Source organism: Kluyvera intermedia, from assembly GCF_021440345.1.
GTDB lineage: Bacteria > Pseudomonadota > Gammaproteobacteria > Enterobacterales > Enterobacteriaceae > Kluyvera > Kluyvera intermedia_A.
Map to the genome: position 1 here is coordinate 1 of NZ_JAKCNS010000014.1, position 17,601 is coordinate 17,601.

Consider the following 17,601-nt stretch of genomic DNA (forward strand, 5'->3'; position numbering starts at 1 on the left):
ATCCTTAAATTGTTTTGATTCTAAACCTTTTCTTGTTTAAGAATGAGCTTACTTAAAGCTTATAAAGCTTATGGTTTTCAGTTAATATGTTATGACGTTTACCGACTGTATTGACCATCTTTGCTGATGGTTATCAGTGTGGGCGGTGTAACGTAATGTTACTTATTGGATTTATTGGCTTCAGTTAAAAACACCGTTTTCCCCCTGATGCGTTAAAGCAGCATTGTTATCTACGACTCCTTACGCGGGATACCGCTTAGCGGGAGCCAGATAAATAGCCTTAGGGCTAAAGGATATATTGTAAAAGGAACTGTCACTGTTTGCAGTGGTAGACAATTTTTAATACTGACACTCAGCAGGCAGTCATTCATCGCTATGAGGTGAAAGACAAATTAAAGGATTAGCTTGTATTATTAGAGTGCAGCATCAATAAGGCAGTTCGGTTTCCGAACCTGTAAGTGGATTTATATGATAAATGCCAATCGTCCGATACTAAATCTCGATCTCGATCTGCTGAGAACCTTTGTCGCGGTGGCTGACCTGAGCACGTTTGCTGCAGCGGCCTCAGCGGTTTGTCGTACTCAATCTGCTGTTAGCCAGCAAATGCAACGTCTGGAGCAACTCGTGGGCAAAGAGCTTTTCGCTCGTCACGGGCGTAATAAGTTGCTGACTGAACATGGTATCCAGCTGCTGGGTTATGCGCGGAAAATTTTGCGTTTTAACGACGAAGCATGCACATCGCTTATGTTTAGCTCCCTGCAAGGGCAGTTGACGTTGGGCTCGTCAGATGAATCAGCCGACACCATTTTACCTTTCTTATTAAACCGGATCAGTTCGGCTTATCCGAAGCTGGCACTTGATGTGCGGGTTAAACGTCACAACGTGATGGCGGATATGTTGAAAAACAGGGAAGTGGATCTGGCACTCACCACCCATCCGCTGGAAGGCTTTGAGTCGACAGTCCTGCGCTCGTCACCTACGCTTTGGTACTGCGCCGCTGAGTTTACGCTGCGCCCTGAAGATCCGGTACCGCTGGTGCTGCTCGATAACCCTAGTCCTTTCCGCGATACGATTATTAAAACGCTGGATGCGGTCGGGATGCCGTGGCGTCTGGCCTACGTGGCTTCTACGCTTTCAGCCGTTCGTGCGGCAGTAAAAGCGGGTCTTGGGGTCACAGGACGTCCGGTTGAAATGATGAGCCCCGACCTCCGGGCATTAGGTAAGGCTGACGGTATGCCTGAACTACCGGAAACGGAGTATATGCTGACCTATAATCCGCAAAGTGAAAACGAAATGGCGCAGATGATTTTTCAGTCCCAGGTACAGCGTCTCGCGCCGTGGCCGCAGACGGGCACATATACCCCTGAAGAGGGGGATAATCCCCTTATACATGAAAGGGATTTCGATTAACATTGTGACCGAAATGTAGTAACAAAATGTAAGTGCAAAAAAGAATCGTAGACGAAGAAAACACAGTTTGCGGTTCTTTTTTTGCGCTTTCGTGGCTAAATCCAAAAAATAAATTCAAAAATGTGATAATAATCATGTAATTATCATTAATGCACAATTCTAATGCGTTATCATCAAACGCAATCTCACATCAGCTGCTAATGTTAAAAAAACGGATGGTTTGTTGCCGTTTTTCGGGTCGAATTAACAAAAGCGTGTCTTAGATCAAGAAAATACTCCTCAATGGGGGGAGGAATCATCAGAAAATCCTGTCAAAATAGATGGCTTATTCTTGTTATTGCTACAAAACGGACACGATTCAACAACAGGTAAACCGTAAGGCGAACTGAAGCGAATCGAATCAAAGGGCACGTAATGTTAATGAAATGCTTTTGATGTAAACTAATGTGAGGAAACTTTTGTTAAAGTTGACAAAAGGTTATAGAAAGGAGTAAAAAACCTCAACATTTTGCGGTCTATGTTTTGAATTGGGCTGTTTGTAGGTTTTTTAATCCTCCCCATGAATCATGTAGCGTCCATCTGCCGGTAAGAGCAGAGGTGGTAATGCTACCTATTTGGTTAAGCAATGCGTATGTCAACATCCACTGAAATCATCGCTCATCACTGGGCATTCGCTATTTTTCTGATCATTGCCATTGGCCTTTGCTGCCTGATGTTAATCGGCGGCTGGTACCTTGGTGGTCGCGCGCGCGCCAGAAGCAAAAACACCCCGTTTGAGTCAGGTATCGACTCTGTTGGCACCGCTCGTCTGCGCCTGTCGGCTAAGTTTTATCTGGTCGCCATGTTCTTCGTCATCTTCGACGTGGAAGCGCTTTACCTTTACGCCTGGTCAACCTCGATTCGCGAAAGCGGCTGGGTTGGCTTTATTGAGGCCGCCATTTTCATATTTGTGCTGCTGGCCGGTCTGGTTTACCTCGTTCGCATTGGCGCGCTCGATTGGACGCCTGCGCGTTCTCGCCGCACGATGGTTAACCCAGAATCCGACAGCGTCACTAACCGTAATACGCAGTAAAAGCGAGGCAATAAGATGGATTATACGCTCACCCGCATAGATCCTAACGGTGAGAACGACCGTTACCCCCTGCAAAAACAGGAGATTGTGACCGATCCCCTGGAGCAAGAGGTGAATAAAAGCGTGTATATGGGGAAACTCGAACACGCGCTGCATGACATGGTCAACTGGGGTCGTAAGAACTCAATCTGGCCATACAACTTCGGCCTTTCTTGCTGCTACGTTGAAATGGTGACGTCATTCACTGCGGTGCATGACGTTGCGCGTTTTGGGGCAGAAGTACTGCGTGCCTCTCCGCGTCAGGCCGACCTGATGGTGGTGGCCGGTACCTGTTTCACCAAAATGGCACCGGTTATTCAGCGTCTTTATGATCAGATGCTGGAACCGAAGTGGGTTATCTCCATGGGCGCCTGTGCAAACTCCGGCGGCATGTACGATATCTACTCCGTGGTGCAAGGTGTCGATAAATTTATTCCGGTTGATGTGTACATTCCTGGCTGCCCACCGCGCCCGGAAGCTTACATGCAGGCGCTGATGCTGCTGCAGGAATCGATTGGTAAAGAACGTCGCCCGCTCTCGTGGGTGGTTGGCGACCAGGGCGTTTATCGCGCCAACATGCAGTCGGAACGCGAGCGTAAACGCGGCGAACGCATTGCTGTGACGAATCTCCGCTCTCCAGACGAGATTTAATTTGCGCCTGCGGGCAGTGGCATTTTTTTACTTCGCAAATCAACATACAACAGCGCGAAGCCACGCCCGGCAGTCACCACGGACCTTTTGCAATGGTGAACAATATGACCGATTTAACTGCGCAAGAAGTAGCTGCATGGCAAACCCGCGATCATCTTGATGATCCGGTCATCGGCGAACTGCGCAACCGTTTTGGGCCGGATGCATTTACCGTTCAGGCCACCCGCACCGGGGTACCTGTCGTATGGGTTAAGCGCGAACAGCTGCTGGAAATTATCGATTTCCTGAAGAAGCTGCCGAAACCTTACGTCATGATGTTCGACCTGCACGGCATGGACGAACGTCTGCGCACACACCGCGATGGATTACCTGCCGCGGACTTTTCCGTTTTCTATCACCTGATCTCAATGGACCGCAACCGCGACATTATGCTCAAGGTGGCGTTGTCTGAAAACGATCTGAATGTGCCGACTATCACTAAACTTTTCCCGAACGCCAACTGGTATGAGCGTGAAACCTGGGAGATGTTTGGCATTACCTTCAATGGCCACCCGCAGCTGACGCGTCTGCTGATGCCGCCGACCTGGGAAGGCCACCCGCTGCGTAAAGACTACCCGGCACGCGCCACCGAATTCGATCCGTTTGAGCTGACCAAAGCCAAGCAGGATCTGGAAATGGAAGCGCTGACCTTCAAACCAGAAGATTGGGGCATGAAGCGTAGCACCGAGAACGAGGACTTCATGTTCCTGAACCTCGGTCCTAACCACCCGTCTTCCCACGGTGCATTCCGTATCGTCCTGCAGCTGGACGGCGAAGAGATCGTCGACTGCGTACCGGACATCGGCTACCACCACCGTGGCGCTGAGAAGATGGGCGAACGTCAGTCCTGGCACAGCTACATTCCGTATACCGACCGTATCGAATACCTCGGCGGTTGCGTGAACGAAATGCCTTATGTGCTGGCAGTTGAAAAACTGGCGGGGATCACCGTTCCAGAACGCGTTGACGTTATCCGCGTCATGCTCTCTGAACTGTTCCGTATCAACAGCCACCTGCTGTACATCTCGACGTTTATTCAGGACGTCGGCGCGATGACCCCGGTCTTCTTTGCCTTCACCGACCGTCAGAAAATTTATGACGTGGTTGAAGCGATTACCGGTTTCCGTATGCACCCGGCCTGGTTCCGTATCGGCGGCGTAGCACACGATCTGCCGCGTGGTTGGGACAAGCTGCTGCGTGACTTCCTCGACTGGATGCCGAAGCGTCTGGATTCCTACGAGAAAGCCGCGCTGCGTAACACCATTCTGAAAGGCCGTTCGCAGGGCGTTGCCGCCTACGGTAAGAAAGAAGCGCTGGACTGGGGCTGTACCGGTGCCGCGCTGCGTGCGACCGGCGTTGATTTCGACGTGCGTAAAGCGCGTCCATACTCTGGCTACCAAAACTTCGACTTCGAAGTCCCGGTTGGCGGCGGCGTATCCGACTGCTACACCCGCGTGATGCTGAAAGTGGAAGAGCTGCGTCAGAGCCTGCGTATCCTTGAGCAGTGCCTCAAAAACATGCCGGAAGGCCCGTTCAAAGCGGATCACCCGCTGACCACGCCGCCACCGAAAGAGCGCACGCTGCAGCATATCGAAACCCTGATCACCCACTTCCTGCAGGTTTCCTGGGGCCCGGTTATGCCGGCGCAGGAATCGTTCCAGATGGTGGAAGCAACCAAGGGTATTAACAGTTACTACCTGACCAGCGACGGCAGCACCATGAGCTACCGTACTCGTATCCGTACACCGAGCTATGCGCATTTGCAGCAGATCCCGGTCGCGGTGCGCGGCAGCCTGGTGTCCGATCTGATCGTTCACTTGGGTAGTATCGATTTTGTTATGTCAGACGTGGACCGCTAATTATGCACGAAAATCAACAACCACAATCCGAGGCCTTTGAGCTGAGTGCGGTAGAGCGTAAAGCCATTGAGCACGAGAAGCACCACTACGAAGACCCGCGTGCGGCGTCCATCGAAGCGCTGAAGATCGTTCAAAAACAGCGTGGCTGGGTGCCGGACGGCGCGATCCACGCGATCGCCGGCTTACTGGATATTCCAGCAAGCGACGTTGAAGGCGTTGCGACCTTCTACAGCCAGATCTTCCGCCAGCCGGTTGGCCGTCACGTGATCCGCTACTGCGACAGCGTGGTGTGCCACATCAATGGCTACCAGGGCATTCAGGCTGCGCTTGAGAAAAAACTCGACATCAAACCGGGGCAGACGACTTTCGACGGTCGCTTTACGCTGCTGCCGACCTGCTGTCTGGGGAACTGCGATAAAGGGCCGAGCATGATGATCGATGAGGACACTCACGCGCATCTGACCCCGGAGGGCATTCCTGACCTACTGGAGCGGTATAAATAATGAAAACCGTGATCCGCACTCCCGAAACGCATCCGCTGACCTGGCGTCTGCGCGATGACAAACAGCCGGTATGGCTGGATGAATACCGTAGCAAAAACGGCTATGAAGGTGCGCGTAAAGCGCTGACCGGACTGGCACCGGACGAAATCGTCAACCAGGTAAAAGACGCTGGCCTGAAAGGGCGCGGCGGCGCGGGCTTTTCCACCGGTCTGAAGTGGAGCCTGATGCCGAAAGACGAATCCATGAACATCCGTTACCTGCTGTGTAACGCCGATGAAATGGAGCCGGGCACCTATAAAGACCGTTTGCTGATGGAGCAGCTGCCGCACCTGCTGGTGGAAGGCATGCTGATTTCCGCGTTTGCGCTGAAAGCGTACCGCGGTTACATCTTCCTGCGCGGTGAATACATTGAAGCGGCTGTGCACCTGCGCCGCGCCATTGCCGAAGCCACCGAAGCCGGTTGGCTTGGCAAAAATATCATGGGCACCGGGTTCGATTTCGAACTGTTCGTGCACACCGGGGCAGGGCGTTACATCTGCGGCGAAGAGACCGCGCTGATTAACTCCCTCGAAGGCCGTCGCGCCAACCCACGTTCAAAGCCGCCGTTCCCGGCAAGCTCCGGCGTATGGGGTAAACCGACCTGCGTCAACAACGTGGAAACCCTGTGTAACGTCCCGGCGATTCTGGCCAACGGCGTTGAGTGGTATCAGAACATTTCTACCAGCAAAGATGCTGGCACCAAGCTGATGGGCTTCTCTGGCCGCGTGAAAAATCCGGGCCTGTGGGAGCTGCCATTTGGTACCACCGCACGTGAAATCCTTGAAGACTACGCGGGCGGCATGCGTGATGGCCTGAAGTTTAAAGCCTGGCAGCCGGGCGGTGCGGGGACCGACTTCCTGACCGAAGCGCACCTTGACCTGCCGATGGAGTTTGAAAGCATCGGTAAAGCGGGTAGCCGTCTGGGGACCGCACTGGCGATGGCCGTTGACCATGAAATTGGCATGGTGGGCCTGGTGCGTAACCTGGAAGAGTTCTTCGCCCGCGAGTCCTGCGGCTGGTGTACGCCGTGCCGCGACGGTCTGCCGTGGAGCGTGAAAATTCTGCGCGCTATTGAGCGGGGTGAAGGCCAGCCTGGCGATATCGAGACACTTGAGCAACTGTGTCGATTCTTAGGCCCGGGGAAAACCTTCTGTGCGCATGCGCCTGGCGCGGTGGAACCGCTGCAGAGCGCAATTAAATATTTCCGCGACGAATTCGAGGCAGGCATTAAGCAGCAGTTCAGCAACACCCACGCTATTCATGGGATTCAGCCGAACCTGCTTAAGACGCGCTGGTAATCTAAAGATTTATTTATTTTGGAAGCACGCTAATGGCTACGATTCATGTAGACGGCAAAGAATACGAGGTTAATGGGGCGGACAACCTGCTGCAGGCATGTCTCTCTCACGGCCTTGATATTCCATACTTTTGCTGGCACCCGGCGCTAGGCAGCGTCGGTGCTTGCCGCCAGTGTGCGGTGAAGCAATATCAAAACGCGGAAGACACGCGTGGTCGCCTGGTGATGTCCTGTATGACTCCGGCATCTGACGGCACCTTTATTTCTATTGATGACGAAGAAGCAAAACAGTTCCGCGAAAGCGTGGTGGAGTGGTTGATGACCAACCACCCGCACGACTGTCCGGTCTGTGAAGAGGGCGGCAACTGCCACCTGCAGGATATGACCGTCATGACCGGTCATAGCTTCCGTCGCTATCGCTTTACTAAGCGTACCCACCGTAACCAGGATCTGGGGCCGTTCATCTCTCACGAAATGAACCGCTGCATCGCCTGCTACCGCTGCGTGCGTTATTACAAAGACTACGCAGACGGCACCGATTTGGGTGTGTACGGCGCGCACGACAACGTCTACTTCGGTCGTCCGGAAGACGGTACGCTGGAGAGCGAATTCTCCGGTAACCTCGTTGAAATCTGCCCAACCGGCGTATTCACCGATAAAACGCACTCCGAGCGCTACAACCGTAAGTGGGACATGCAGTTTGCGCCAAGCATCTGCCAGCAGTGCTCCATTGGCTGTAACACCAGCCCGGGCGAGCGCTACGGTGAGCTGCGTCGTATCGAAAACCGTTATAACGGTACCGTCAACCACTACTTCCTCTGCGACCGTGGCCGTTTCGGCTATGGCTATGTGAACCTGAAAGACCGTCCGCGTCAGCCGGTTCAACGTCGTGGTAACGATCTGATAGCCCTCAACGCCGAACAGGCGATGCAGGGCGCGGCGGATATTCTGCGTCAGTCGAAGAAAGTGATTGGTATCGGTTCTCCACGTGCGAGCGTTGAGAGCAACTTCGCGCTGCGCGAACTGGTGGGTGCGGATAACTTCTACACCGGTATCGCCAAAGGTGAGCAGGAACGTCTGCAACTGGCGCTGAAAGTGCTGCGTGATGGCGGTATTCATACGCCTGCGCTGCGTGATATTGAATCTTACGATGCGGTGCTGGTGCTGGGTGAAGACATTACTCAGACCGGTGCTCGCGTTGCGCTGGCGGTTCGCCAGGCGGTGAAAGGTAAAGCGCGCGAAATGGCGGCGGCCCAGAAAGTGGCTGACTGGCAGATTGCGGCAATCCTCAACATCGGCCAGCGTGCCAAACATCCGCTGTTTGTGACCAACGTCGATGACACCCGTCTGGACGATATCGCCGCGTGGACTTACCGCGCACCGGTAGAAGATCAGGCGCGTTTAGGCTTCGCGATTGCGCACGCGCTGGATGACAGTGCACCGGCAGTCGACGGCATTGACCGCGACCTGCAGGGCAAAATCGACGTTATCGTCCAGGCGCTGGCCGGGGCGAAGAAACCACTGATTGTTTCCGGTACTAACGCCGGTAGCGCTGAGGTGATTCAGGCTGCCGCAAACGTGGCGAAAGCGCTGAAGGCTCGCGGTTCAGACGTTGGCGTCACCATGATTGCCCGCGCGGTGAACAGCGTCGGTCTCGGCATGATTGGCGGCGGTTCACTTGATGACGCGCTGAACGAGCTGGAAAGCGGTGCCGCTGATGCAGTTATCGTGCTGGAAAACGACCTGCACCGTCACGCCTCCGCTAGCCGCGTGAATGCCGCGCTGGACAAAGCGCCGCTGGTGATGGTCATTGACCATCAGCGCACGGCGATTATGGATCACGCGCATTTGGTGCTGTCGGCAGCAAGTTTTGCGGAAAGCGACGGTACGGTGATTAACAACGAAGGCCGTGCACAGCGCTTCTTCCAGGTTTATGACCCAAGCTACTACGACAGCAAAACCATCATGCTGGAAAGCTGGCGCTGGCTGCACTCGCTGCACAGCACCCTGGAAAACCGTCAGGTTGACTGGACTCAGCTGGATCACGTGATTGATGCTGCCGTTGCTGCGCTGCCGCAGCTGGCTGGCATTAAAGATGCTGCACCGGATGCGTCGTTCCGTATTCGCGGCCAGAAACTGGCACGTGAACCGCACCGTTACAGCGGTCGTACGGCAATGCGCGCCAATATCAGCGTGCACGAACCGCGCCAGCCGCAGGATAAAGACACCATGTTCGCCTTCTCGATGGAAGGGAACAATCAGCCGGACGCACCGCGCTCGCAGATCCCATTTGCATGGGCTCCAGGCTGGAACTCCCCGCAGGCATGGAACAAGTTTCAGGCTGAAGTGGGCGGTAAACTGCGTCACGGTGACCCGGGCGTCCGTCTGATTGAAGCGTCGGAAAACGGTCTGGATTACTTCACCACCGTACCGGCAAGCTTCCAGGCGGAAGCGGGCAAATGGCGCGTGGCACCGTACTATCACCTGTTCGGCAGCGACGAAATGTCACAGCGCGCACCGGTATTCCAGACGCGTATGCCGCAGCCTTACCTCAAGCTCAACCCGGCAGATGCCGCGGCGCTTGGCGTGAATGCGGGTGCGAAGATGGCGTTCAGCTACGACGGTCAGACGGTCACGCTGCCGCTGGTGATTTCCAGCGGGCTGGTGGCAGGGCAGGTTGGTTTGCCGATGGGCATGCCGGGCATTGCTCCTGTACTGGCGGGCGCGCGTCTTGAAAATCTGCAGGAGGCACAGCAATGAGTTGGTTAACGCCGGATCTGATTGAGATCCTGATTAGCATCATCAAAGCCGTGGTCATCCTGCTGGTGGTCGTCACCTGCGGTGCGTTCATGAGCTTCGGCGAACGTCGCCTGCTGGGTCTGTTCCAGAACCGCTACGGGCCAAACCGTGTCGGCTGGGGCGGTTTGCTCCAGCTGGTGGCCGACATGATCAAAATGTTCTTCAAAGAGGACTGGGTCCCGAAATTCTCGGACCGCATGATCTTTACTCTGGCACCGGTTATCGCTTTCACCTCGCTGCTGCTGGCCTTCGCCATTGTGCCGGTCAGCCCAAGCTGGGTGGTCGCCGACCTCAACATCGGGATCCTGTTCTTCCTGATGATGGCGGGTCTGGCGGTGTACGCGGTGCTGTTCGCCGGCTGGTCGAGCAACAACAAATACTCCCTGCTGGGGGCGATGCGTGCTTCCGCGCAAACGCTGAGCTACGAAGTGTTCCTTGGCCTCTCCCTGATGGGCGTGGTGGCGCAGGCCGGTTCATTCAATATGACCGACATCGTCAATAACCAGGAACACCTGTGGAACGTCATTCCTCAGTTCTTCGGCTTTGTGACCTTTGCGATTGCGGGCGTAGCGGTGTGTCACCGTCACCCGTTTGACCAACCGGAAGCCGAGCAGGAGCTGGCCGATGGCTACCACATTGAATATTCCGGCATGAAGTTCGGTCTATTCTTCGTCGGTGAATACATCGGTATTGTTACCGTGTCGGCGCTTATCGTGACGCTGTTCTTCGGCGGCTGGCAAGGCCCGTTCTTACCACCATTCATCTGGTTCGCGATTAAAACGGCGTTCTTCATGATGATGTTCATTTTGATTCGCGCCTCATTACCGCGTCCGCGTTATGACCAGGTAATGTCCTTCGGCTGGAAAGTGTGCCTGCCGCTGACGCTAATCAACTTGCTGGTAACGGCGGCTGTCATTCTCTGGCAGCAGCCATAAGGGGCGATGAGACCATGACCTTAAAAGATATTATCGTAGGTTTCGGTACCCAGGTACGCAGTATCTGGATGATCGGCCTGCATGCGTTCGCTAAACGTGAAACGCAAATGTACCCGGAAGAGCCGGTCTACCTGCCGCCGCGCTATCGTGGCCGTATCGTGCTGACGCGCGACCCGGACGGCGATGAGCGCTGCGTAGCCTGTAACCTGTGCGCGGTAGCCTGCCCGGTAGGCTGTATCTCTTTGCAAAAAGCAGAGACCAAAGACGGCCGCTGGTATCCGGAGTTTTTCCGCATTAACTTCTCGCGCTGCATTTTCTGCGGTCTGTGTGAAGAAGCGTGCCCAACCACGGCGATTCAGTTAACCCCGGACTTTGAACTGGGTGAATACAAGCGTCAGGACCTGGTGTACGAAAAAGAGGATCTGCTGATTTCCGGTCCGGGCAAATACCCGGAATATAACTTCTACCGGATGGCGGGTATGGCAATCGACGGCAAAGATAAGGGCGAAGCAGAGAACGAAGCCAAGCCTATCGACGTCAAGAGCCTGTTACCGTAAGGAGAGGGGCAATGGAATTCGCTTTTTATATCTGTGGCCTTGTTGCTGTCCTCGCGACGCTGCGAGTGATTACGCACACTAACCCGGTACACGCACTGCTGTACTTAATCATCTCGCTGCTGGCGATTGCCGGGGTGTTCTTCTCGCTGGGCGCGTATTTCGCCGGTGCGCTGGAGATCATCGTGTATGCGGGTGCCATCATGGTGCTGTTCGTCTTCGTGGTGATGATGCTGAACCTGGGCGGGGCTGAAATCGCCCAGGAACGTCAGTGGCTGAAGCCGCAAATCTGGATTGGCCCGGCGATTCTTTCCGCCGTGCTGCTGGCGGTGATGGTGTATGCCATCCTCGGCATTAACGACCAGGGTATTGACGGTAACGCGATTAGCGCCAAAGAAGTGGGTATTGCGCTGTTCGGGCCATACGTTCTGGCGGTTGAGCTGGCGTCAATGCTGCTGCTGGCGGGTCTGGTAGTGGCCTTCCACCTCGGCCGTGAAGACCGTGCGGGCGAAGTGCTGAGCAATCGCGTAGGCGATAGCGCGAAAAGAAAAACGGAGGAGCACGCATGATCCCCTTAACCCATGGACTGATCCTCGCCGCGATACTCTTCGTTCTCGGGCTGACCGGTCTGGTTATCCGCCGCAATCTGCTGTTTATGCTGATTGGGCTGGAAATCATGATTAACGCCGCCGCGCTGGCCTTCGTGGTCGCCGGCAGCTACTGGGGCCAGACCGATGGTCAGGTGATGTATATCCTCGCCATTACTCTTGCGGCTGCGGAAGCGAGTATTGGCCTGGCGCTGCTGCTGCAGCTCCATCGTCGCCGCCAGAACCTGAACATCGATTCAGTAAGTGAGTTGCGCGGATGAACATGCTTGCCTTAACCATTATTTTCCCATTAATCGGCTTTGTCCTGCTGGCCTTCTCCCGTGGACGCTGGTCGGAAAACCTGTCCGCCACCATCGGTATGGGGTCGATTGGTCTGTCTGCACTGGTTACCGCGTTTGTCGGCATGGACTTCTTCGCCAACGGCAAACAGGCATTTAGCCTGCCGCTGTGGACGTGGATGTCGGTCGGTGATTTCAACATCGGCTTCAACCTGGTGCTGGACGGCCTGTCGCTGACCATGCTGTCCGTTGTTACCGGCGTAGGCTTCCTGATCCACATGTTCGCCTCCTGGTACATGCGCGGTGAAGAGGGCTACTCCCGCTTCTTCGCTTACACCAACCTGTTCATCGCGAGCATGGTGGTGCTGGTGCTGGCGGATAACCTGCTGCTGATGTACCTCGGCTGGGAAGGCGTGGGCCTGTGCTCCTATCTGCTGATCGGTTTCTACTACACCGATCCGAAGAATGGCGCGGCGGCGATGAAAGCCTTCGTGGTGACCCGTGTCGGTGACGTCTTCCTGGCGTTCGCGCTGTTCATTCTCTACAACGAGCTGGGCACGCTGAACTTCCGCGAGATGGTTGAACTGGCGCCGGCGCACTTCGCTGCGGGTAATGACATGCTGATGTGGGCAACCCTGATGCTGCTGGGCGGTGCGGTCGGTAAATCGGCGCAGCTGCCGTTGCAGACCTGGCTTGCGGACGCAATGGCTGGCCCAACGCCGGTTTCTGCGCTGATCCACGCCGCGACGATGGTAACTGCTGGTGTCTACCTGATTGCTCGTACTCATGGCCTGTTCCTGCTGACGCCGGAAGTACTGCATCTGGTTGGGATTGTCGGGGCGATTACGCTGGTGCTGGCAGGCTTTGCCGCACTGGTACAGACCGACATCAAACGCGTTCTGGCGTACTCCACCATGAGCCAGATTGGCTACATGTTCCTGGCGCTGGGCGTTCAGGCGTGGGATGCGGCGATTTTCCATCTGATGACGCATGCGTTCTTCAAAGCGCTGCTGTTCCTGGCGTCCGGCTCGGTCATCCTTGCCTGCCACCACGAGCAGAACATCTTCAAGATGGGCGGCCTGCGTAAGTCGATTCCGCTGGTGTATGCCTGCTTCCTGGTCGGTGGTGCCGCGCTGTCCGCGCTGCCGCTGATTACCGCGGGCTTCTTCAGTAAAGATGAAATCCTTGCGGGTGCAATGGCCAACGGTCATATCAATCTGATGGTTGCCGGTCTGGTCGGTGCGTTTATGACCTCCCTGTATACCTTCCGGATGATCTTTATCGTCTTCCACGGGAAAGAGCAGATTCACGCCCACGCAGGGAAGGGGATTACTCATCACCTGCCGCTGATTGTGCTGATGGTGCTGTCGACCTTTATCGGCGCGATGATTGTGCCACCGCTGCACGGCGTACTGCCAGCCACCACCGAGCTTGAGCACGGTCGCGTGCTGACGCTGGAAATCACCTCCGGTGTGGTGGCGATTGCCGGTATCCTGATTGCAGCATGGCTGTGGCTGGGCAAACGTACGCTGGTGACCTCTATCGCTAATAGCGCGCCGGGCCGTCTGCTGGGCACCTGGTGGTATAACGCCTGGGGCTTCGACTGGCTGTACGACAAAGTGTTCGTTAAGCCGTTCCTGGGCATTGCCTGGCTGCTGAAGAGCGATCCGCTCAATGCGTTGATGAACCTTCCGGCGATTCTCTCCCGCTTTGCAGGCAAAGGCCTGGTGATGAGCGAGAACGGATATCTGCGCTGGTACGTTGCGTCGATGAGCATTGGTGCCGTGGTGGTTCTGGCGCTGTTGATGGTGTTGCGTTAATTCGTTGGGGAGGGATTTCCTCCCCATGAAAATGTCGTGCTGTTTTCCTGTTCCGGCTGGCGTCGTTGCCACCGGATAGATGAATAAGGAAATGAATTGCCATGTTATTACCCTGGCTAATACTGATTCCCTTTATCGGCGGTTTCCTCTGCTGGCAGACTGAACGCTTTGGCGTGAAGATGCCGCGCTGGATTGCGCTGATAACCATGGGACTGACGCTGGCGCTGTCTCTGCAACTGTGGTTGCAGGGGGGCTATTCGCTGACTCAATCCGCAGGCCTGCCGCAGTGGCAGTCTGAGTTTATTCTGCCGTGGATCCCGCGCTTTGGTATCACCGTGCACCTGGCGCTCGACGGTCTGTCGCTGCTGATGGTGGTGCTGACCGGGCTGTTGGGCGTGCTGGCGGTACTCTGTTCCTGGCGTGAAATCCAGAAATATCAGGGCTTCTTCCACCTCAACCTGATGTGGATCCTGGGCGGCGTTATCGGCGTGTTCCTGGCCATCGACATGTTCCTGTTCTTCTTCTTCTGGGAGATGATGCTGGTACCGATGTACTTCCTGATAGCGCTGTGGGGCCACAAAGCCTCTGACGGTAAAACGCGTATCACGGCGGCGACCAAGTTCTTCATCTACACCCAGGCGAGTGGTCTGGTGATGCTGATTGCCATTCTGGGCCTGGTGTTTGTTCACCACGGCGCAACTGGCGTATGGACCTTCAACTACGAAGACCTGCTGAAAACGCCAATGTCTCACGGCGTAGAATATCTGCTGATGCTGGGCTTCTTCATCGCCTTCGCGGTGAAAATGCCGGTGGTTCCACTGCACGGCTGGCTGCCAGACGCGCACTCCCAGGCACCAACCGCGGGTTCCGTTGACCTCGCCGGTATCTTGCTGAAAACCGCGGCCTACGGTCTGCTGCGCTTTGCGCTGCCGCTGTTCCCGAATGCTTCCGCCGAATTCGCGCCTATCGCGATGTGGCTGGGCGTTATCGGTATCTTCTACGGCGCATGGATGGCGTTCACCCAGTACGATATTAAACGTCTGATTGCTTACACCTCCGTTTCCCACATGGGCTTCGTGCTGATTGCTATCTACACCGGCAGCCAGCTGGCGTACCAGGGCGCGGTGATTCAGATGATTGCTCACGGCCTGTCGGCTGCGGGCCTGTTCATCCTGTGCGGTCAGCTGTACGAGCGTCTGCATACGCGTGATATGCGTCAGATGGGCGGTCTGTGGAGCAAAATTAAATGGTTGCCTGCGCTGTCCATGTTCTTCGCCGTTGCCACGCTGGGGATGCCGGGGACCGGTAACTTCGTTGGCGAATTTATGATCCTCTTCGGCAGCTACAAAGTGGTTCCGGTGATTACGGTGATTTCAACCTTCGGTCTGGTCTTTGCCTCCGTTTACTCGCTGGCAATGCTGCACCGCGCTTACTTCGGTAAAGCGAAAAGTGAAATTGCGGCACAAGAACTGCCAGGGATGTCGCTGCGTGAGCTGTTTATCGTCCTGTTGCTGGTCGTGCTTCTGGTTCTGCTGGGCTTCTACCCGCAGCCTATCCTGGACACGTCACATTCTGCGATGAGTAACATCCAGCAGTGGTTTGTTAATTCTGTTCCAACTACAAGGCCGTAATTCGCCATGACAATAACTCCACAACAACTGATCGCGCTGTTACCGCTGCTGATCGTCGGCTTGACGGTGGTGGTTGTGATGCTCTCCATTGCGTGGCGACGCAATCACTTCCTCAATGCCACGCTGTCGGTCATTGGGCTTAACGCCGCGCTGGTTTCGCTCTGGTTTGTTGGCCAGGCGGGCGCAATGGACGTCACGCCGCTGATGCGCGTTGACGCGTATGCCATGTTCTACACCGGGCTGGTGCTGCTGGCGAGTCTTGCCACCTGTACCTTTGCCTACCCGTGGCTTGAGGGTTATACCGATAACCGGGAAGAGTTCTACCTGCTGGTGCTGATTGCTGCTCTCGGCGGTATTCTGCTGGCGAACGCTAACCACCTGGCGGCGCTGTTCCTCGGTATTGAACTGATTTCTCTGCCACTGTTTGGCCTCGTGGGCTATGCATTCCGCCAGAAACGTTCACTGGAAGCGAGCATCAAGTACACCATTCTGTCCGCAGCTGCATCGTCCTTCCTGCTGTTTGGTATGGCGCTGCTGTACGCGCAGTCCGGCAACCTGTCCTTCGTCGCGCTCGGTAAGAGCCTCGGCGATAACATGCTGCACGAACCGCTGCTGCTGGCTGGCCTCGGTATGATGATTGTCGGCCTGGGCTTCAAGCTCTCGCTGGTGCCTTTCCACCTGTGGACCCCGGATGTTTATCAGGGTGCGCCTGCGCCGGTTTCAACCTTCCTGGCAACCGCCAGCAAGATTGCGATTTTCGCCGTGGTGATGCGTCTGTTCCTGTACGCTCCGGTGGGCGACAGTGAAGCGGTGCGCGTGGTGCTGGGCCTTATCGCCTTCGCCTCTATCATCTTCGGTAACCTGATGGCGCTTAGCCAGACCAATATCAAACGTCTGCTCGGCTACTCGTCTATCTCCCACCTCGGCTACCTGCTGGTGGCGATGATTGCGCTGCAAAATGGTGAGATGTCGATGGAGACCGTCGGTGTTTACCTGGCCGGTTACCTGTTCAGCAGCCTCGGCGCCTTTGGCGTGGTGAGCCTGATGTCCAGCCCATACCGTGGCCCGGATGCCGAGTCGCTGTTTGCTTACCGTGGCCTGTTCTGGCACCGTCCGATTCTGGCCGCGGTGATGACCGTGATGATGCTGTCTCTGGCCGGTATCCCGATGACGCTGGGCTTTATCGGTAAATTCTACGTGCTGGCAGTCGGTGTTCAGGCGCATCTGTGGTGGCTGGTCGGTGCCGTGGTTGTGGGCTCCGCGATTGGTTTGTACTACTACCTGCGCGTGGCCGTGAGCCTGTATCTGTCTGCTCCGGAAAAACCTAACCGCGATGCACCGTCGAACTGGCAGTACAGCGCCGGCGGTATCGTGGTGCTGATTTCGGCGCTGCTGGTGCTGGTGCTGGGTATCTATCCGCAGCCGCTGATTAGCATTGTGCAAAAAGCGATGCCACTGATGTAAGCGATGTGGCTCTAAGAAAAAACCGCCGATTTATCGGCGGTTTTTTTATGGGGTTAAGATGGGAATAGGGCGCAGGGGACTTCTCTGCCCCGAATGTGTCTGCCACTAGTTATAATAGGGGTTATTGATTTTTATACATAATCACGAATAATCGCCTTTCAACCTAAATTCAAAAAGGCACTGTAAAGCATGATGCGGCTACTGTTTCTTATTCTTTTATCTGTCTCGCTGGTTCCTATGGCTCAGGCTCGCCCACAGGTTGTCAAAGAGTATTGGTTTGTCTCGAAAGAGGACTCGCAAGACGTCCAGAATTATGCGATGTCATTGAGTAAAGCCATAAATGACTATGCGCAAGGGTATGAGACATTGAAAGGAACGACGTGTCCGCTGGGTTTGATGATGGATAAGAAGGGAAATGTCACCACTGTCATCGCGCTTAATCACACGAAAACGAAAACCTGTGAAGCCGCCTTAATAGCGCTGGATAACGTGGAATATCCCGACGCACCGGCCGAAATTCGCGGCAAATTTATCATGTTGGATTACACGCCCTAAGCTAATTCTATGTCGCTTATTTTTCGCAAAATAGCCCGCAGAGTGACT

At 55.2% G+C, this 17,601-nt stretch carries 15 protein-coding genes; all 15 read left to right on the forward strand.

Annotation, left to right across the window (positions count from 1 at the left end):
• Positions 1–468: 468 nt before the first annotated feature.
• The 15 genes from lrhA (at position 469) to LZ634_RS04370 (ending at position 17,553) form a co-directional block, all read left to right on the forward strand.
• A complete protein-coding gene (lrhA, locus tag LZ634_RS04300; protein WP_234502556.1) occupies positions 469–1,410 on the forward strand; it encodes a transcriptional regulator LrhA in 942 nt (313 codons plus the stop codon).
• A gap of 625 nt (positions 1,411–2,035) precedes the next feature.
• A complete protein-coding gene (gene nuoA / locus LZ634_RS04305; protein WP_052284913.1) occupies positions 2,036–2,482 on the forward strand; it encodes an NADH-quinone oxidoreductase subunit NuoA in 447 nt (148 codons plus the stop codon).
• A gap of 15 nt (positions 2,483–2,497) precedes the next feature.
• On the forward strand, positions 2,498–3,172 hold the full coding sequence (gene nuoB, locus LZ634_RS04310) for an NADH-quinone oxidoreductase subunit NuoB (protein ID WP_052284914.1): 675 nt from the start codon (positions 2,498–2,500) through the stop codon (positions 3,170–3,172).
• Between the two features lie 92 nt (positions 3,173–3,264).
• Positions 3,265–5,070 (forward strand): NADH-quinone oxidoreductase subunit C/D, encoded by a 1,806-nt coding sequence (gene nuoC / locus LZ634_RS04315; protein ID WP_234502557.1) that lies wholly within the window; start codon positions 3,265–3,267, stop codon positions 5,068–5,070.
• Positions 5,071–5,072: 2 nt separating this feature from the next.
• Positions 5,073–5,573 carry an NADH-quinone oxidoreductase subunit NuoE gene (nuoE, locus tag LZ634_RS04320; RefSeq protein WP_234502558.1) on the forward strand — a complete coding sequence of 167 codons (501 nt, stop codon included), beginning with the start codon at positions 5,073–5,075 and terminating at the stop codon, positions 5,571–5,573.
• Positions 5,573–6,910, forward strand: a complete 1,338-nt coding sequence (gene nuoF, locus LZ634_RS04325; protein WP_234502559.1) for an NADH-quinone oxidoreductase subunit NuoF — start codon at positions 5,573–5,575, stop codon at positions 6,908–6,910. The genes nuoE and nuoF overlap by 1 nt, the downstream gene beginning before the upstream one ends.
• A 32-nt stretch (positions 6,911–6,942) precedes the next feature.
• Positions 6,943–9,669 (forward strand): NADH-quinone oxidoreductase subunit NuoG, encoded by a 2,727-nt coding sequence (gene nuoG / locus LZ634_RS04330; RefSeq protein ID WP_234502560.1) that lies wholly within the window; start codon positions 6,943–6,945, stop codon positions 9,667–9,669.
• Positions 9,666–10,643 (forward strand): NADH-quinone oxidoreductase subunit NuoH, encoded by a 978-nt coding sequence (nuoH, locus tag LZ634_RS04335; RefSeq protein WP_234502561.1) that lies wholly within the window; start codon positions 9,666–9,668, stop codon positions 10,641–10,643. Before nuoG ends, nuoH begins: the two co-directional genes overlap by 4 nt.
• A 14-nt stretch (positions 10,644–10,657) precedes the next feature.
• Complete coding sequence (gene nuoI / locus LZ634_RS04340) at positions 10,658–11,200, forward strand: NADH-quinone oxidoreductase subunit NuoI (RefSeq protein ID WP_052284919.1); 543 nt, start codon at positions 10,658–10,660, stop codon at positions 11,198–11,200.
• An 11-nt stretch (positions 11,201–11,211) separates the two neighbouring features.
• Positions 11,212–11,766 carry an NADH-quinone oxidoreductase subunit J gene (gene nuoJ / locus LZ634_RS04345; protein ID WP_234502562.1) on the forward strand — a complete coding sequence of 185 codons (555 nt, stop codon included), beginning with the start codon at positions 11,212–11,214 and terminating at the stop codon, positions 11,764–11,766.
• Complete coding sequence (gene nuoK / locus LZ634_RS04350; RefSeq protein WP_052284921.1) at positions 11,763–12,065, forward strand: NADH-quinone oxidoreductase subunit NuoK; 303 nt, start codon at positions 11,763–11,765, stop codon at positions 12,063–12,065. Before nuoJ ends, nuoK begins: the two co-directional genes overlap by 4 nt.
• On the forward strand, positions 12,062–13,903 hold the full coding sequence (gene nuoL / locus LZ634_RS04355; protein WP_234502565.1) for an NADH-quinone oxidoreductase subunit L: 1,842 nt from the start codon (positions 12,062–12,064) through the stop codon (positions 13,901–13,903). The genes nuoK and nuoL overlap by 4 nt, the downstream gene beginning before the upstream one ends.
• Before the next feature lie 101 nt (positions 13,904–14,004).
• Entirely contained in the window at positions 14,005–15,534 is a 1,530-nt protein-coding gene (nuoM, locus tag LZ634_RS04360; RefSeq protein ID WP_234502566.1) for an NADH-quinone oxidoreductase subunit M, read from the forward strand.
• 6 nt (positions 15,535–15,540) lie between these two features.
• Positions 15,541–16,998: an NADH-quinone oxidoreductase subunit NuoN gene (gene nuoN, locus LZ634_RS04365; protein ID WP_234502568.1), complete on the forward strand. Its 1,458-nt coding sequence runs from the start codon at positions 15,541–15,543 to the stop codon at positions 16,996–16,998.
• 189 nt (positions 16,999–17,187) lie between these two features.
• Complete coding sequence (locus tag LZ634_RS04370; protein WP_234502570.1) at positions 17,188–17,553, forward strand: hypothetical protein; 366 nt, start codon at positions 17,188–17,190, stop codon at positions 17,551–17,553.
• The last annotated feature ends 48 nt before the right edge of the window (positions 17,554–17,601 follow it).

What these genes read in the sequence shown, in the direction of transcription:
- nuoF (WP_234502559.1), top strand. Translation starts at nt 5,573, where the DNA reads ATGAAAACCGTGATCCGCACTCCCGAAACGCATCCGCTGACCTGGCGT.
- nuoL (WP_234502565.1), top strand. Translation starts at nt 12,062, where the DNA reads ATGAACATGCTTGCCTTAACCATTATTTTCCCATTAATCGGCTTTGTC.
- nuoB (WP_052284914.1), top strand. Translation starts at nt 2,498, where the DNA reads ATGGATTATACGCTCACCCGCATAGATCCTAACGGTGAGAACGACCGT.
- nuoJ (WP_234502562.1), top strand. Translation starts at nt 11,212, where the DNA reads ATGGAATTCGCTTTTTATATCTGTGGCCTTGTTGCTGTCCTCGCGACG.
- nuoK (WP_052284921.1), top strand. Translation starts at nt 11,763, where the DNA reads ATGATCCCCTTAACCCATGGACTGATCCTCGCCGCGATACTCTTCGTT.
- lrhA (WP_234502556.1), top strand. Translation starts at nt 469, where the DNA reads ATGATAAATGCCAATCGTCCGATACTAAATCTCGATCTCGATCTGCTG.
- nuoN (WP_234502568.1), top strand. Translation starts at nt 15,541, where the DNA reads ATGACAATAACTCCACAACAACTGATCGCGCTGTTACCGCTGCTGATC.
- nuoA (WP_052284913.1), top strand. Translation starts at nt 2,036, where the DNA reads ATGCGTATGTCAACATCCACTGAAATCATCGCTCATCACTGGGCATTC.
- nuoC (WP_234502557.1), top strand. Translation starts at nt 3,265, where the DNA reads ATGGTGAACAATATGACCGATTTAACTGCGCAAGAAGTAGCTGCATGG.
- nuoG (WP_234502560.1), top strand. Translation starts at nt 6,943, where the DNA reads ATGGCTACGATTCATGTAGACGGCAAAGAATACGAGGTTAATGGGGCG.
- LZ634_RS04370 (WP_234502570.1), top strand. Translation starts at nt 17,188, where the DNA reads ATGATGCGGCTACTGTTTCTTATTCTTTTATCTGTCTCGCTGGTTCCT.
- nuoH (WP_234502561.1), top strand. Translation starts at nt 9,666, where the DNA reads ATGAGTTGGTTAACGCCGGATCTGATTGAGATCCTGATTAGCATCATC.
- nuoM (WP_234502566.1), top strand. Translation starts at nt 14,005, where the DNA reads ATGTTATTACCCTGGCTAATACTGATTCCCTTTATCGGCGGTTTCCTC.
- nuoE (WP_234502558.1), top strand. Translation starts at nt 5,073, where the DNA reads ATGCACGAAAATCAACAACCACAATCCGAGGCCTTTGAGCTGAGTGCG.
- nuoI (WP_052284919.1), top strand. Translation starts at nt 10,658, where the DNA reads ATGACCTTAAAAGATATTATCGTAGGTTTCGGTACCCAGGTACGCAGT.